This window comes from Oceanotoga sp., assembly GCF_030445905.1.
GTDB classification, from domain to species: domain Bacteria; phylum Thermotogota; class Thermotogae; order Petrotogales; family Petrotogaceae; genus Oceanotoga; species Oceanotoga teriensis.
The window spans coordinates 88,647-106,015 of record NZ_JASUSU010000004.1; the positions used below are offsets into that span (position 1 = coordinate 88,647).

15 protein-coding genes are annotated in these 17,369 nt (G+C 24.7%); 11 read left to right on the top strand and 4 right to left on the bottom strand.

Features of this window, described 5'->3' with window-relative positions; genetic code table 11:
* The 4 genes from PWP28_RS02120 to PWP28_RS02135 all read right to left on the bottom strand — a co-directional run bounded on the left by PWP28_RS02120 (position 1) and on the right by PWP28_RS02135 (position 6,093).
* Positions 1 to 1,095 (bottom strand): ABC transporter ATP-binding protein, encoded by a 1,095-nt coding sequence (locus PWP28_RS02120; RefSeq protein WP_109604555.1) that lies wholly within the window; start codon positions 1,093 to 1,095, stop codon positions 1 to 3.
* Positions 1,096 to 1,108: 13 nt separating this feature from the next.
* A complete protein-coding gene (locus tag PWP28_RS02125) occupies positions 1,109 to 3,298 on the bottom strand; it encodes an iron ABC transporter permease (protein WP_308644174.1) in 2,190 nt (729 codons plus the stop codon).
* 52 nt (positions 3,299 to 3,350) lie between these two features.
* Complete coding sequence (locus tag PWP28_RS02130) at positions 3,351 to 4,340, bottom strand: ABC transporter substrate-binding protein (RefSeq protein WP_308644175.1); 990 nt, start codon at positions 4,338 to 4,340, stop codon at positions 3,351 to 3,353.
* Between the two features lie 151 nt (positions 4,341 to 4,491).
* On the bottom strand, positions 4,492 to 6,093 hold the full coding sequence (locus tag PWP28_RS02135; RefSeq protein ID WP_308644176.1) for a hypothetical protein: 1,602 nt from the start codon (positions 6,091 to 6,093) through the stop codon (positions 4,492 to 4,494).
* A gap of 149 nt (positions 6,094 to 6,242) precedes the next feature.
* Between PWP28_RS02135 and nadX the strand changes: the two genes are divergently transcribed.
* The 11 genes from nadX to PWP28_RS02190 all read left to right on the top strand — a co-directional run bounded on the left by nadX (position 6,243) and on the right by PWP28_RS02190 (position 17,275).
* Positions 6,243 to 6,995, top strand: coding sequence for an aspartate dehydrogenase (gene nadX / locus PWP28_RS02140; RefSeq protein ID WP_206050532.1), 753 nt, complete (start codon positions 6,243 to 6,245; stop codon positions 6,993 to 6,995).
* Positions 6,996 to 6,997: 2 nt separating this feature from the next.
* Entirely contained in the window at positions 6,998 to 7,909 is a 912-nt protein-coding gene (gene nadA / locus PWP28_RS02145; protein ID WP_308644177.1) for a quinolinate synthase NadA, read from the top strand.
* A gap of 4 nt (positions 7,910 to 7,913) precedes the next feature.
* Positions 7,914 to 8,738 carry a carboxylating nicotinate-nucleotide diphosphorylase gene (gene nadC / locus PWP28_RS02150; RefSeq protein ID WP_308644178.1) on the top strand — a complete coding sequence of 275 codons (825 nt, stop codon included), beginning with the start codon at positions 7,914 to 7,916 and terminating at the stop codon, positions 8,736 to 8,738.
* 116 nt (positions 8,739 to 8,854) lie between these two features.
* Positions 8,855 to 9,433 (top strand): GrpB family protein, encoded by a 579-nt coding sequence (locus tag PWP28_RS02155; RefSeq protein ID WP_109604548.1) that lies wholly within the window; start codon positions 8,855 to 8,857, stop codon positions 9,431 to 9,433.
* Positions 9,434 to 9,461: 28 nt separating this feature from the next.
* Positions 9,462 to 10,316, top strand: a complete 855-nt coding sequence (locus PWP28_RS02160; protein ID WP_308644179.1) for a MerR family transcriptional regulator — start codon at positions 9,462 to 9,464, stop codon at positions 10,314 to 10,316.
* 51 nt (positions 10,317 to 10,367) lie between these two features.
* A complete protein-coding gene (locus PWP28_RS02165; protein WP_308644180.1) occupies positions 10,368 to 13,814 on the top strand; it encodes a TrmO family methyltransferase in 3,447 nt (1,148 codons plus the stop codon).
* A 147-nt stretch (positions 13,815 to 13,961) separates the two neighbouring features.
* Complete coding sequence (locus PWP28_RS02170) at positions 13,962 to 14,540, top strand: MptD family putative ECF transporter S component (protein ID WP_308644181.1); 579 nt, start codon at positions 13,962 to 13,964, stop codon at positions 14,538 to 14,540.
* Positions 14,537 to 15,232 (top strand): energy-coupling factor transporter transmembrane component T, encoded by a 696-nt coding sequence (locus PWP28_RS02175; protein ID WP_308644182.1) that lies wholly within the window; start codon positions 14,537 to 14,539, stop codon positions 15,230 to 15,232. Before PWP28_RS02170 ends, PWP28_RS02175 begins: the two co-directional genes overlap by 4 nt.
* Positions 15,232 to 15,924 (top strand): ABC transporter ATP-binding protein, encoded by a 693-nt coding sequence (locus tag PWP28_RS02180; protein WP_308644183.1) that lies wholly within the window; start codon positions 15,232 to 15,234, stop codon positions 15,922 to 15,924. Before PWP28_RS02175 ends, PWP28_RS02180 begins: the two co-directional genes overlap by 1 nt.
* Positions 15,925 to 15,944: 20 nt before the next feature.
* Positions 15,945 to 16,613, top strand: coding sequence for an ATP-binding cassette domain-containing protein (locus PWP28_RS02185; protein ID WP_308644184.1), 669 nt, complete (start codon positions 15,945 to 15,947; stop codon positions 16,611 to 16,613).
* Between the two features lie 26 nt (positions 16,614 to 16,639).
* Entirely contained in the window at positions 16,640 to 17,275 is a 636-nt protein-coding gene (locus PWP28_RS02190) for a hypothetical protein (RefSeq protein WP_308644185.1), read from the top strand.
* Positions 17,276 to 17,369 lie beyond the last annotated feature (94 nt).

Sequence of the window (17,369 nt, forward strand, 5' to 3'; positions counted from 1 at the left end):
TTAATCTTGATCTTTTAAAACTTTTGATAGTTCTGGAACTATTTCTATACCAACTTTTTGCCCTTCTGAATATACTGTTTTTTGTGAAGGATTATCTATTTGAACGAGTAATTCTCCATATTTTGTTTCTATAAAACTTTCAATACTATTTCCAAGGTACACATTATTTTTTACAATTCCATCTATATGTCCTTTTCCAAACTCTGCTATTTTCATGGATTCTGGTCTACACATTAATACTGCTTTATCTTCTAATGTTAAATTTTTTTGAAATTTTTTTATATTTAAAATTTTATCTTCAAGCTTTATTGTTATATTTTCAGAAATTTCTTTTATCTCTATATTTATAAAAGCTACTTTTCCAACAAAACCGGCAACAAATTTTGATTCTGGAGATTCATATATTTCATTTGGAGTACCTGTTTGAATTATTTTACCAGAATCCATCAATACAATTCTATCTGATAAACTCATGGCTTCTACCCTATCATGAGTTACATATACTGCAGTTATTCCAAGTGTTTTTTGTATTCTTCTTATTTCTATTCTCATTTGTTCTCTTAAAAGAGCATCAAGATTTGAAAGTGGCTCATCTAATAAAAGTACTGAAGGTTCTACTATTATAGATCTTGCAAGTGCAACTCTTTGTTGTTGACCACCAGAGAGCCTCGATGGAGATCTATGTGCAAGATGCTTTAAACCAACCATATCGAGTGTTTGCATTACTCTTTTTTCTATTTCATTTTTATTTATTTTTCTTAATTTTAATCCATAAGCTACATTTTCAAAAACTGTCATATGTGGAAATAATCCATAACTTTGAAATACTGTTGCTGTATCTCTTTTATTTGGTGGAAGTTGTGTTACATCTTGATTAGATATTATTATTTTTCCTTTTGTTGGAAGTTCAAATCCAGCTATCATTCTTAAAGTTGTTGTTTTTCCACATCCAGATGGTCCTAAAAGAGTTATCAATTCTCCAGGTTGTATTTCATAGTTAACATCATTTACGGCATATACTTCACCTTTTCCAGCAGGATCTTTAAATATTTTTGTTATATTTTCAAGCTTCACAGAAGCACTTGTTTTTATCATTATCAGTCACCTCTTAAGATATTGTTTTTTCTAAGTTCTTGTTATCTTTTATCAATAATCTCATAAGTCCAAATGCTATGAGTACTATAATTATAAGTGTCGTAGCAAGAACACTTGCATAACCAAATCTCAGGTTTTCTGAAAAATTATATATTAAAACTGTTATATGATACCATTTTGCAGATATTAAGAATATAACTGCACTTACAGCTGTCATTGAACGCACGAATGTATATGATAAACTCGATATAAATGCCGGTCTTAGAAGAGGCAGAACTATTGTTTTAAATATTGTTGGAACATCTGCCCCTAAATCTGCTGCAGCTTCTTCAATTGCTGGATCTATTTGTCTTAATGCAGCAACTCCGCCTTCAACTCCAACAGGCAATTCTCTTATTACATAGTTTATTATTATTATGAAAGCTGTTCCCACTATTAATATTGGTGGTTTATTAAAAGCTAATATATAACTTATACCTATCAATGTTCCTGGTATTGCAAACGGAACCATAACAAGTATTTCCATCAATTTTTTACCTGGGAATTTTTTTCTGACTACTACAAGAGCCGTTAACATTGCAAGAATTCCGGCTATTGGTGTGGCTATTGTTGCAAGTGTAACTGTATCACCAATTGCTTCTTTTCCTCTTTGCAATGCTTCTTTAAAGTTGTCTAAAGTGAATGTATAATCTATTCCCCAGTTTTTTACGAAACTACCAGCTATTATAGTTCCATAAAGACCTATTAAAAATATTATTATTAAAATTATTAATGTATTGAGTGTTATTTTAATAGGTTTTGATACGAGTTCTGTTAATCTTCCAGATGGTTTCCCAGTAACCGTTACAAAAGATTTTTTACTTACCCAAAATCTTTGTATAAGAAATGCTGTTACTGTTGGTAATAATAATAACAGAGATAAAGCCGCTCCATTACCAAGTCTTCCCATTCCAGTTACTTCTATATATGCTTCAACTGATAGGACTTTGTAGCTTCCCCCAAGTATTAAAGGATTTGCAAAATCTGCAAGACTATTTGTAAAAACTAATAACCAAGCACTTAAAATTCCTGGTGCAGATAATGGTAAAGTAACTTTAAAAAATGTTTTACTCTTTGATGCATTTAAATCTAAAGAAGCATCTTCAAGTGTTGAATCAATAGATTGTAAGACTCCTACCATTGTTAAATATGCTATAGGAAACATTCCCATTGTTTGTACGAGTGTAAGCCCACCAAGCCCATATATTGAAAAATTTGTTATTCCAAGTAATTGCTTTGTTATTAAACCATTATTTCCAAAAAGAAGTATTATAGATAAAGTTAAAGAAAATGGTGGTGATATTACAGGTAATGTTGCCATAGTTGATATAAATTTTTTACCTTTTATAGATGTTCTGCTTAAGGTAAAAGCAAATAAAAATCCAATTATTGTTGATAAAGTTGCAGTAAATAACCCAAGTTTTATACTACCCCAAAATGCTTGCATATATTGATTGGTTGTTAATATCGTTTTCCATATATCAAATGAAAACACACCATTTTTTATAAATGTAAGTCTTATCGCTTCGTATAAAGGGTATACTACAAATATGCCAACTATAATAAACAAACCAAGTATTATATAACTCATTACTGGATCTCTTGTAAATCTTGAAAGATATATGAATACTGATACAATTATTAATATCCCTATTGAAAATATATCCAGCAGTTTAAAAAAATCATTATTTTTTGAATTATCAAAAAGATATATCCCAACTCCTACAATATATTCATCTTCATCAAATATAGGTGAAAAATAAATATCTATTTTTTTATTTTGAAAAGTATATTGAGAAGGTAATTTATATACTTCACTATAAGAAGCATATTCTAATCCTTTTTGAAAATCATCAGTATTTATATTTTCATCATAAAATTTTAAATATTCCTCAGATTTAACATATGCTTTTAATTCATCAAATCCAGGCACTCCGTTTAAATATATTAGATTTAAATTTTCATAACTTTCAGATATATTTTTCACCCATTTAGAATAATCTTGATCTAAATGAACTGTATCTATTAATGAGACTATATTTTTATTATTTTCATTTGTTATATCAGCGAATGAACTTTTTATACTGTTGAATATCCATATATCAAGTATAGCTATTATTAATATTGTAAAAATATATATGATAACCTTTTTTTTAGTAAACATTTAATCACCTCTGAATATATTTACAATAGCGGCTATAAAAAGCCGCTATTTTTTATTTAGAGCCTATTTCTTTATTCCATCTTTCAACTAATCTTTCTTTATTTGAAGCATCCCATTCATAATCTTGATTTACTGTATTTAAGGTATCTATTTCAACAACTACTTTGTCTTTTGGAGCTATTTTTGATACTGGAATTACATACCATGCAGCTATCATTGCTTGTGCTTTTTCACCAAGTACCCAATTATAAAGTTTTTTTGCATTTAATGAATCAGGGCCATTCTTTATCAATGACATAGAAGCGAGTTCGAATCCTGTACCTTCTTTTGGTATAACTATTTCAAGAGGAGCTCCCCCAGCTTTTAGTTTTACAAGATCATGTAAGTATCCAATTGCAATAGGTATTTCTCCTATTGCAGCACTTTTTCCACCTGCTGATCCAGACTTTGTATATTGATCTATACTGTTATCTAATTTTTTTAAATATGTAAATGTAAGATCTTCATTTCCACCAAAAAGAGAGATTATATTTGTAACTACATTATATGCAGTTCCGGATGTCCCAGGATTAGCGACTCTTACCATTTTTGTATATTTAGAATCTATTATGTCAAACCATCCTTCAGGAGCTTTTATACCTAGTTCTTTTGCTCTATCTGTATTAATACCGAAAGCCAAAGGTCCAACATATAGTCCTATCCAATAAGATTCAGTATCTCTATATTTATCTGGTGTATTTCTCGCCATCGGTGATTTGTATGGAGTCGTTAATCCTTTTTGTTTTGCTTCAATATGTCCAAGACCTACTCCACCAACCCATATAGAGGCTTGAGGATTGTTTGCTTCCGCTTCCATTCTTGCAACTGCTTCTCCAGTAGATAATCTTACCCATTCAACTTTTATTCCAGTTTCTCTCTCAAATTCATCAAAAAGTTCTTTCGCTAATGGTTCTTCTAAAGTTGTGTATGCACCAACTTTTTCATTTGCAAAAATTGTCAAACTTAATATAATAATAAAAATGGATACAAGTAATTTTTTCATACTACACCTCCAATTTAATGTTCAGTCATATGATTTTATAATATCGTATTCATTTAAAAAAGTTTGATTTGTTTTTGATTTTTTTAAATATTTGTCGTTAATGTCGTTTAATTTTAATTATTTATTTACAAAGAAGAATGCAACAAAATTGTCACAAAAATGGATTTTCATCAATGTTATATATTTCTTTTTGTTCTTTAGAAAATGGTTTAGGATTTTTTAAATTTGATTCTTGTATATTCGTAAAATATGATAATTTCTTTTTATCTTCATATAAAGGAGAAAAATATTCTGGATGATCAATGAGATAAAAAAGCACATAGTTTTGATCATTGTATAATATTCCATTATTATTTAAAATGTGATAATATCCTTCTTTAGAGTTATCTTTTGTTGATATTATTAAAGCTTCAAATAAAACTATATGTTTCTCTATATTTTCCCATTTTAATGTTTTTGGATATTCTTTTTTTAAATTTTTTAGTTTTGTTAACGCATTTTCAGCGAGTTCTATATTATTTGTTTTACAAGATATCATTATATATTCAAGAAGTTTTCTATGTGCATATAATATGTCCATAACTTCTCCATTTTTTATTAGATTATAATATTCCATAACAATTAATTTTGATCTAATAAATTCGTCGATTTGAAGATTTTGACTTAAAAAAATCCCATTATTTTGTGATAAAAAACTTAATTCTTCTTTCTCCAATGCAGCTTTTATTTCTTCCACTCCATCATCAAATCCAATTTGAAGAAGTTCTATTCCTTTATCATATTTTTGAATATATGTTTTTAAATTTAAATCAAATGCCGGATATTTTTTTATTCCATCTTTGTCTATCAATATAAAGTTTTTTTCTTCTCTATCATATGTATATATAAAATAATTTCCTTTTATTGTTTTTACTTTTAGTAATGAATTACCATCTGTTATGAATTGGTTTATCCCATTTTCTTCTTTGCTATATATTAATTCTTCATTTACAAAATAATAAACTCCTCCAATTTTATAAGTTTTTTCAGTAAAATTTTCTATATTTATTATTTTTTTTATGCCATTAATATATTCTATTATTAGATTTTTATCATCAAAAAATTTTGGATGTATATAATTTGAATAATTTGCTGAATATAAAAATTTTTTTGGGTTCTTTATACTAATTATTGAAACGCTATATTTATTGCTTTTATTTTGTTGAAATAATATAAAACTTTCTTTTGTTATATCACTAACATAAAGACTTTCATAATTTCCTTTATATTCTGAGATCATATTTCCACTTGATATATCATATATTTGCAAATAGTGTATATAATCATTAGTCGTTATACTATAATTTTTAAAAGCTATTATTATTTTTTCTGCATTATAATCTAAATTTATACTCGATATATTAGAAGTTTTATAAAAATTGTTTGGAACAAAATTTTTAATCATTATACCATTTTTACGGAATATTTGAATCATATTATTACTTCTAAAAGCTATTTTTTGACCATCTCCAGAAATCGAATAAGTTCTATCTGTTGAACTAAATATAAATTTATGTTCAGGAATTTTTCTTTCTTTAATATCCCATATAAAAAAGTTATATTCTTTATTTTTTAATTTGTAAGTTATAAGTGTCTCAAAATTTTTTGATGTCATAGATAAAAAATCTTTGTTATTGTTGATATATTCAGTATATTCAACTCCAAAAATATTTAATGAAATTATAAAGATTAAAATAATTAGAATTTTTTTCATATTTTATCCCCCTTATTTTTATGTTTAATATTATATCACAATTTTATTAAACAGTTTGTTTATACAATTTTCATTTATTCGTTATTTAAATTTATACTTTGAAGTATAATGTTACTGTATATACAGTATATACAAAGGAGATGTTTTTATTGAATATTTTTTTTATTGGGGCAGGAAATTGTACTGAAATAATTCTTGAAAAAATGCAGAATTGTATAAAAAAAGCTTATTTATTAGATTATGATGTTGAAAAAATTAATTTTTTAAAAGAAAAATTTCATTTTTGTATTGAATCCGATTTTTTTATTTCTGATGATATTGATTTTTATGTGGAATGTGCGAGTGTTGAAGCTGTGAAAAAATATACTGAAAACATAATTAGGAATAATAAGAATATTATTATTTTATCAAGTGGCGCTTTTTCAGATTTTGATTTTCGAAACAATGTTGAAAATATTTTAAAAAATTCAAGGTCTCAAATATTTATTCCATCTGGAGCTATTGGTGGAATTGATATTATTAATTCTTTGAAAGATGAAATTAATTCTATTACTATAGAAACTCGTAAACCCCCATTAAGTTTTAATATGATAAATACAAAAGAAGAACTTATTTTTTATGGAACTGCCGAAGAAGCTATTAAAAATTATCCTAAAAATATTAATGTTGCTATCACTCTTTCAATGGCCGTTGAAAGTTTTGATAAAGTTAAAGTAAAAATTATTTCTGATCCAAAAATAATTAAAAATATTCATAAAATATTTATAGATTCAAAAGCAGGTAAATATGAAATAAAAATTGAAAATAATCCTTCTAATAATCCAAAAACAAGTTTAATGGCACCATTATCTGTAGTTGGATTTCTAAAAAAATTTAATAATAGTATTAAGGTTGGTGTTTAATAATGGACTTATTAAAAGAAATTAATTATTTGAAAGAAAAGAAAAATTTTATTTTTATAGGTCATAATTATGTAGAAAAAAATATTCTTGATTTATGTGATTATAATGGTGATTCCTTAGGTCTTGCTAAGGTTGCTCAAAATATTAATAAAGAAAAAAATATTCTTTTTATAGGCGTTGATTTTATGGCTGAAACTATGAAAATTCTTAATCCAGAAAAAAGAATTTTTGTTGCCAATAAATCTGCTACATGTCCTATGGCTAATTCATTATCTCCTGAAAAATTATTGTATTTTAAATCAAAATTCCCGAATTATTCGATTGTTTTATATGTTAATTCAACAGCTGAATGTAAGAGATATGCTGATTGTGTTTGCACTTCAGCAAATGCTGTAGAAATAGTTAATGCTATTGATAATAATAATATTTTATTTGGACCAGATAAAAATTTGGCTAATTATGTTAAAGAAAAAACTAAAAAAAATGTTTTAGCTATACCGGGAGAAGATGGATTTTGTTATGTGCATGATTCCATAGAAAACAATAGTTTGAATCTCAAATCATTCTCTGATTTTAATTTAATAGTTCATCCAGAGTGTAAAAAAAATTTGAGAGATAAGTCTTTTAAAGTTGGCTCAACAGGTCAAATGCCTAAGTTTATATCTGAAAATCTTGATAAAAAATATATTATCGGTACTGAGATAGGTATGGTGGACGTATTAAAAAATATGTTTGAAAATGTTGAAATAATTCCATTTAATAATGAAGCAATTTGTCATGATATGAAAAAAAATAAATTAGAAGATATCTATAATGTCTTAAATTTTGAAATTAATGAAATTTTATTAGATAGAAATTTGATAAATGATTCAAGACGTTCTATAATAAATATGTTTAAGCTTATGGAGGTATAATAAAGTGAAAGATGAAATAAATAATATTATAAAAAACATAAGAAATGATGAAAATTTTATTGATCTTGCCTCTTATGAACTTAAAAACAAAAATTTTGAAGCTAAAATTTTTTTAAAGGATGATAAGGTTTGTATTTGTGGAATTAATATAATATATGATGTTCTAAAATCTTTTAATTTAAATGGATCTTTTAATTATAATGACGGAGAAATTGCTGAAAAAGGTATTATAGGAAGTATTTTTGGTGATGCTTATAATATTTTATTATGTGAAAGAACTATATTAAATATATTATCTTTTATGAGTTCTATAAGTTCTAAAACAAATAAAATCAATGAAAAAATACTTGATTTGGGATTTAAAACAAAAATTGCTGCAACAAGAAAAACTATTCCTGGACTTAATAAAATTCAGAAATATGCTGTTATGATTGGTGGTGGAGATACACATCGTCTTAATTTATATAATACAATAATGATAAAAGATAATCATATTTCTTTATATGGTGGAATCAAGAATTCTATTGAAGCTGTATCAAAGTTTAAATCCTTCACTCAAAAATTAGAAATTGAAGTAAACAATTTAAATATGGCATTAGAAGCTTTAAATTATAATGTTGATATAATTATGCTTGATAATTTTAATTCTTACGAAGCAAAAGAAACTGCTAAAAAATTAAAATCTTTAAATAATAATATTTTAATTGAAGTTTCTGGAGGAATTTCTGAAAATAATTATTTGGAATTTTTATCTAATGATATAGATATTATATCAATGGGAATTTTAACTACTGAAATAAATTATATAGATTTTTCTTTAAAAATATAGAAGATTTTTTAATCTTCTATATTTTTTATTTTTTTATATTATTTTAAAAAAATAAATTTAATTTGTTGTATAATACAAAGGAATACTTTAACATATTAAAACAGGAGATGATAATAATGAATAAAAAATTATCTGAAATGACTTTAGAAGAACTTTGGATATTATTTCCAATAATTCTAAAAGAACATAATCCAGAGTACAAAAAGTGGTATAATGATGAAAAAAAGCTTTTATTGAGTTTATTAGAAAATAAATATATAAAAAGATTAAGTCATATTGGAAGTACCGCCGTTGAAGGATTAATAGCAAAACCTACAATAGATATTCTTATAGAAACTTTACATGATATTGACATAAATAATTTTATAATTCCTCTTTTAAAAAATGATTGGACTATTATGTCAAACAATAACTCAAAAGATTTTAGATTATCTTTAAACAAAGGATATACACCAGAAGGATTTGCTAAGAAAGTTTATCATCTGCATATAAGACCTTATGGAGATAATGACGAACTTTATTTTAGAGATTATTTAATTAAATATCCTAACATTGCAAAAGAATATGAAAAATTAAAATTATCTCTTATGCTCAAATATAAAAATAACAGAAATGCATATACAGAATCAAAGACTGATTTTATAAAAAAATATACATCTATTGCAAAAAATGAGTTTAAAAATAGATATATTTAACTATATTTTTGGAGGTGTTTTTAATAGAATGATAGAAGATAATTCTGTTCTTTTTAAAATTGGAGATTTTTCTAAATTAACCGAAGTATCAATTAGAATGCTTAGATATTATGATGAACAAGGAATTTTTAAACCCTTTAAAATAGATGAATTTACAGGTTATCGTTTTTATTGTGTAGAGCAGATTCCTATCATTCAAAAAATAATCTTATTGAGAGATATGAACTTTTCTATAAAACAAATAAAAAAAATACTGGAAAGTTGGGAAAATAATTTTTTGATTGAAAATTTAAACAAAAGAAAAGATATCATTTTAAATGAAATAAATTCTTTATATAATAAAATAAATAACATAAATACTGCCATAGAAGATATTAAGAAAAATAATATTTGTATTAATTTTAATATAAATTTTAAAAGTATTCCACAATATAACATAGTTTCTATAAGAGAAACTATTTCTTCTTATAATGATGAAAAAAAGTTATGGGAAAAATTAGATTTTCTTGTAAATAAATATAATATTACTTTGAAAAAAGGTATAGGAAATAATTTATGTATTTTTCATAATGATGATTTTGTTAAAAATAGTATTGATGTAGAAGTTGGATATATAATAGAAAAAAAATATATTGACTTTGAAAAATTGATATTTAGAAATACAAGAAAGGTAAATTTAATGGCATGTATGATGGTAAAAGGTCCTTATACTAATTTAGAAAAAGCTTATAAATTTTTAATTTATTGGCTTAATTCACATAATCATTATAAAATTTGTGGCAAAAGTCGACAAATTTGTCATGTTTCAAATGAAGAACCTTTTTATAATAAAAACCCTGAAAATTATTTAACAGAAATACAAATTCCTGTATTAAAAATTTGACCCTAACATGATGTTAGATGTTATACTGTTTTTAAAACGGAGGTGATTTTATTGAATAAATCATTTAAACTTGAAATAATCGGAGATGTTTCAAAAAATGGTGTTTTAAAAGTAAAAAAAGATTTCTTAAAAGGTCTAAAATATATTGAAAATTTTAGTCATCTGATACTTATATATTCTGATGAATTGTATATTTTAAAAGAAAGAGTATTCAAAATAAAGAATATTGATTCAAAACTTGGATATATAAAATTAGAAGGTTTAGAAAATAAAGAGTTATTAGTTTATGATATAAAGCCTTATTTTCCTTCAGAAGATAATATAAAAGATTTTAATTTTAATCCAAATCTTTTTGAAAATATTTCAAATATTAAAAATCTTTCTATAGAACAAAAAGGGCTTATTTTAAAAGAAAATGGAAAATATAAACTAAAAATAGAGAATAATGATTTTTTAAATTTATTTGAAATTAATTCATATATAAAAATATTTTGGTGGTTTGACAGATTTGATAAAGTAAAATATAGAAAAACATTAATTTGTAATCCCCCTTATGAAAATGCTCCAAAAACTGGTGTTTTTGCTTCTAGATCTCCTGTAAGACCTACTCCTATAGCTTTGACAATTGCTAAGATAATTGATATAAAAAAAGATGAAATATATGTTACTGAACTTGAATGTTTTGATCATACTCCTTTAATCGGTATACTGCCTTATAACAATAATGATTCTATTTTAAATGCTAAAATACCTAAATGGCTCTCTCATTGGAGAGATAGCATAGAAGAAAATGAATACTCTGATGGAAAGTTAAATATAATAAATTCTTATCTTGAAGATACTATTTTTAACTATTCTAATCCAAAGAGAAAATTGGAACTAAATAAAAAAAACTTTTATAAAAAAAATAGTCTTAAAATTAATGGAGCAAGACATAATAATTTAAAAAATATTGATGTTGAAATTCCTTATGGAACAATAACGAGTATTACTGGTGTGAGTGGCAGTGGTAAGTCAAGCTTAGCTTTTGATACTTTATATTCTGAATGTAGAAAAAGATTTCTCGATGCTTCTGGTGAAAATTCTTTAAATGATAATTCTGATTTTGATAGTATAGAAGGTATTATTCCTGCAATAGCAATTTCTCAAAATTCATTAGGACAAAATATATATTCAACTGTTGGTACTACAACTGGTATGATAAATCAATTAAGAATACTTTTTTCAACAATTGGTATAAGACATTGTCCAAAATGTGGAAATCCTGTTATCCCAATGACTGAAGATACTATAGAAAATATATTATTAAAATTAGATAATTATAAAATAGAAGATATTTATGGAAAAACTCATAATGATTTTAGATTAGCTTTGAATATAGGAAAAGGTGTTTTTTATTTAATTTTTGCTTCAGATAAAAAAATGGTTTTACAAACAAATAATACTTGTAGCAAATGCGGTAAAATTCTTTTTGATATTTCTCCTTCTATGTTTAGTTATACAAATCCAGAAAGTATGTGTCCTGTATGTAATGGAAAGGGTGAAATTTATGATGTTGATGTTGACTCAATTATACAAAATCCAGAAATTTCTATTTTAGATGGAGCTTCAAAACTTTGGGGTAAACTAGGAGTCTTTTTAAAGAATCCAAATCATAATTGGATAAGAGGTCAAATAATAGCTCTTGCAAATGAAATGAATATTGATTTAAATCTTCCTTGGAAAGATCTTCCCGAAGAGTTTAAAAAACAAGCGATTTATGGTAGTAATGGAAGAAATGTGACTTTGAAATTTAGTAATAATAAAAGTGGAAGAAACGGGAATATTACAAGACCTGTTGAGGGTGCTTATCATATAATAAAAAGACTTGTTTCGGATGAAAAAGCCTCAAAATCGAATATTGGTTATATGAAAGAAATCAAGTGTAATTATTGTGATGGTGAAAGACTTAATATTGAAGGAAGATCTGTTACTATAAATAAAATTAGATACCCAGAAATATTATCAATGTCTCTAAAAGAACTAAAAAAGTGGTGTGAATCTTTATATTCCACTATAACTGATTATCAATATGATTTTATATCTCCTATTTTGAAAAAACTTATTTATGATTTAAATACCTGTAAAGAACTTGGATTAGATTATCTTTCTTTAGATAGATCCGTTACGACTCTATCAGGTGGAGAACTTCAAAGATTAAAACTAGTATCTCAATTTGGAAATAATATTTCTGGTGTTCTTTATGTTATGGATGAGCCTACAGCTGGACTTCATCCAAAAGATTATGAAAAATTAATAAAAATAATTAAAAATTTAAAGGAAAATTCAAATACTATATTACTTGTTGAACATAATAAAACTATTATTAAAAGTTCAGATAGAATAATCGATATTGGGCCTAAAGCAGGCAAAGATGGAGGAAACATTGTTTTAGATGGAGAAATAAATGATATTTTAAATAATAATAATAATGTCTCTGAAACTATAGAGTATATAAAAAATGATAAAAATTTATTTATTCCAAAAAACAAACATAAAAATATTAATTTCATAGAATTTGAAGATATTAAATATAATAATTTAAAAAATATATCTATAAAAATTCCACTTAAATCATTAACTTGTATTACAGGAGTAAGTGGTAGTGGTAAATCAAGCTTATTGGAAGGCGTTTTATTTCCTACTTTTAATAAAAATAGAGAGATTAATTGTAAATATACTGTAAGAGAAAAATTTAAAAAAATAATTCTTGCTGATCAATCACCTATTGGAAGAACTCCAAGAAGTGTACCAGCAACTTATATAGGTATAATGGACGAAATTAGAAATATTTTCTCTGAAAAAAATAATATAAATTCAAGTTATTTTAGCTTTAATTCACCTGATGGACAATGTGATAATTGTAAAGGTTGTGGTGAAATTAAAATAGATTTTATAAATACTTGGTCAAAATGTCCAGTATGTGATGGTAAAAGATATAAGAAAAAGATTTTAGATTTTGACTTTGATGGAAAAAATATATTTGATATTCTTGAAATGACTATAGAAGAAGCTTTTGATTTTTTTCATAAAAATAAAAATAAAAAAATATACAATGTTCTAAATATATTGATGGATGTTGGATTAGGTTATTTGAAGTTAGGACAAAATTCAGCCACATTATCTGGGGGCGAAGCTCAAAGGCTTAACCTTGCTAAAGAACTTTGTAAATCTTCTGGAAAAAATGATCTTTACTTGTTAGATGAACCTACTACAGGACTTCATTTTTCTGATATTCAAAATTTATTAACTCTTTTTAGAAAACTGACAGACAAAGGATGTACCATAATAATAATTGAACATAATCCAGATGTTATCAAAAATGCCGACTGGGTAATTGATATAGGCCCAGAAAGTGGAGAATTTGGTGGTGAAGTTATAGTTCAAGGAACTCCCAAAATTGTTTCTGAAAATATTAATAGTTATACTGGAAAATATTTGAAAGTTAGCTCAGACTAATTTTTGGAGACGAGTTTAAATTTAGTTTAAGATATATATAATATTGTCTTTTCGGTATATAAAAGTCAATATGGAGCAGAAAGAAACCCTTTTAATAAGTATAATAATTTATGATATTCTAACTATAATTTATTTAGGAGGGTTTTTATGAAGGGTAAAGATTTAATAACTATAGGAATTTTTTCGGCCATTTATTTCGTTATAAACTTTATGTTTATGTTATTATCTGGTTTTTCACCTTATATATGGATTTTAATGCCTGGTTTAATAGCTATTTTTACAGGTATACCTTATATGATAATGATTTCTAAAGTTCAAAAGTTTGGAGCAATTTTTATTATGGGGTTAATAACTGGTTTATTATATTTTATAACTGGTCAATTTACAATTGTTATATTAATTACATTTATTATTTCTTGTGGAATTGCCGAACTAATTCGTTATATTTCGAAGTATAAAAATTTTAAAGGTAATATGTTTTCTTTCGTATTTTTTTCACTAGGAATGATTGGATCACCTTTACCAATATGGCTTTTTAAAGAAGATTTTTTAGCTCAAATTTCAAGTCAAGGTATGCCAGAAGAATATGTTAGTACATTGAATTCTATTGCTTCCAATGGTATGCTTGCAGTTTTATTCATTGCACCAATTTTAGGTGCATTTATAGGAGCTTGGATAACTAAAAAACTTTTTAATAAACATTTTAAAAAGGCTGGTATTGTATGATGTTTGATTTAAACAATAGTTTTACTTTAGATCCAAGAACAGAAATACTTCTTTTATTTATTATAAATGGCGTTGCATTTATGCAACGCTCGATTTATATAGAAACTTCTTTAGTTTTTTTTATAGCTACTCTTCTTTTTTTGTGTGGCTGTAGAAAACATTCTTTTTATTGGTTATTATCTTTTTTATTTTTATTAATAATTCAATATTTTTTGTTTCCAATTGCACCGAGTATATTTATTAATTTATTTTCTATAATTGTTATGTATTCAAGAAAAATTTTCCCTTGTTTAATGTTTGGAACTTTGATAATAAAAAAAACTCCTGTAAGAACTTTTATTTTAGCTTTACAAAAATGGAAAATCCCACAAAGTATTATAATACCTTTGGCCATAACTATAAGATATTTTCCCGCATTAAAAGAAGAAAGAAATCATATTAAAGATGCTTTTAAATTAAGAGGAATTAAAGGATTTAAAAAATTTGAGTCTTATTTAGTTCCAATTATGATTTCTGCAACAAATACTTCAGAAGAATTAAGTGCTGCAGCCGTGACAAGAGGAATAGAAAATCCAATAAAAAAAACTTCTTTAATAGATCTGAATTTTCATTATATTGATTTTTTTTCTCTTTTAATTGGTATAATTTTTCTTTTTGTGTCTATAATTTTAAGAATCGAGAATGTGATATAATGATTGAATTAAAAAATATTGTTTTTGGTTATAATAAAGATAATATAATTTTAAAAAATATTAATTTAAATATCTTAAAAAATGAATGTATTTTATTATGTGGTAAAAGTGGTTCAGGTAAAACAACTTTAACTAAACTTATAAATGGTATAATTCCACATTTGACTGAAAATTTTTATTTTAATGGAAAAGTTTTATGTAATGACTTTGATATCAAGAATCATAAAATGTATGAAATTTCAAGAATTATAGGATCCGTATTTCAAAATCCAAAATCTCAATTTTTTAATATTGATTCTAATAGTGAAATTGTCTTTGGGCTTGAGAATAATGGTATACCTCAGAAAAACATAGAATTAAGATTAAAAGAAACTATAAATTCTTTAAAAATCGAGAAATTATTGAACAGGAATATATTTAAAATGTCTGGCGGAGAAAAACAAAGTCTTGCTTTCGCCTCAGTTTTTGCAATGAATCCTGAAGTATTTGTATTAGATGAACCTACTGCCAATTTGGATGAAGAATCTATATCAGTTTTAAAAAACATACTAAAAAAAATAAAATCTGAAGGAAAAACAATTATAATAGCTGAACACAGACTTTTTTATCTTAAAGATATTGTTGATAGAGTAGTTTTAATGAAAGATGGTTATATTTCTAAAATTTTTAACTCTAAGGATTTTTTTCTTTAAATTTTGAAAATAGAGTTGATATGGGACTAAGATCTATAAATAAAGAAACTATAAATTTAAAAAATACTCCTAATGTTTATTCTAAAAATATTTTAAAAGTTAATAATCTTTCATGTAAAATTAAAAATAAAATAATTTTTAATAATATATCTTTTGAAGTTAAACAAGGTGAAATTCTTGGAGTTTTAGGGAAAAATGGTTCTGGGAAAAGTACTTTAATGAGATGTATTACTGGACTTATTAAAGAATATGAAGGATATATAAAATTCAATGATATTAAACTGAATCATAAAAAAAGAATAGATTATTGTTATATGATAATGCAAGATGTTAATCATCAGCTTTTTAGTGAAAGTGTATGGAATGAATGTAATATCGATGGTCATTCTAACGATTTGGATATTGAAAATGTTTTAAATAATTTTAATTTAATCGATTTTAAAGATTCTCATCCAATGTCACTTTCTGGCGGACAAAAACAAAGACTTGCAATTGCTACAGGTATTTTATCAAATAAAAAAATACTTATATTTGATGAACCAACAAGTGGATTAGATTATGATAATATGATTAAAGTTAGTTCTATGATAAAAAAACTTTCTAAAAATCATATTATTATTGTAATAACTCATGATATAGAATTTTTGAATAATACTTGTTCAAAAATTTTACAGATGAACAATTTTTAAATAATTGAAGATAAAAGGAGATTTTTATGATTTATAATAAAAATAATCTTGGAGATAATGTGAATAAAATTTGTGAGAATGAAGATTGTACAGTTTTTGAAATGCATAATGATACTGGAGATGGAAAAATGATTTTATATGATGTTTTTCCTGGAATATCATTAATGTATAATGATTTTTATATGGAAAAAACTGAATCAAAATTCGAAACTCCCGAAAATATTTTTTGTATTGATCATTGTAGAGAAGGAAGAATACAATGGAATATTAAAGATGATTTGTTCATGTACTTAAAACAAGGAGACTTAAGAATTGATGATAGAGATAATCATAAAAAAACTTTTGAATTTCCAATAAAGCATTATCATGGTATTACTATATGTTTTTATTTGGATAAAGCTGAATATTCAATAAAAAAAGCACTTGACGGATTCCCAATTAATATTGGATCATTAAAAAATAAATTCTTAAATAAAACTGATTATTTTGTTTTAAGATCTGAAAAATCCATTGAACATATTTTTTCTGAATTATATTCAGTACCAAATGATATTAAAAAACAGTACTTTCAGATTAAAATACTTGAATTGTTACTTTATTTAAGTGTTATTGATATTTCAAAAAATAATGAAAAACCTCCTTATTTTTATAGGTCTCAATAGTATCTTTCTAAATTCTAAAAACGTTTATTTAAAGTAATTTTAAACGATGTTAAAAGGGATATTTACCTCCATAGGTTATAATTAAATTGTTAAG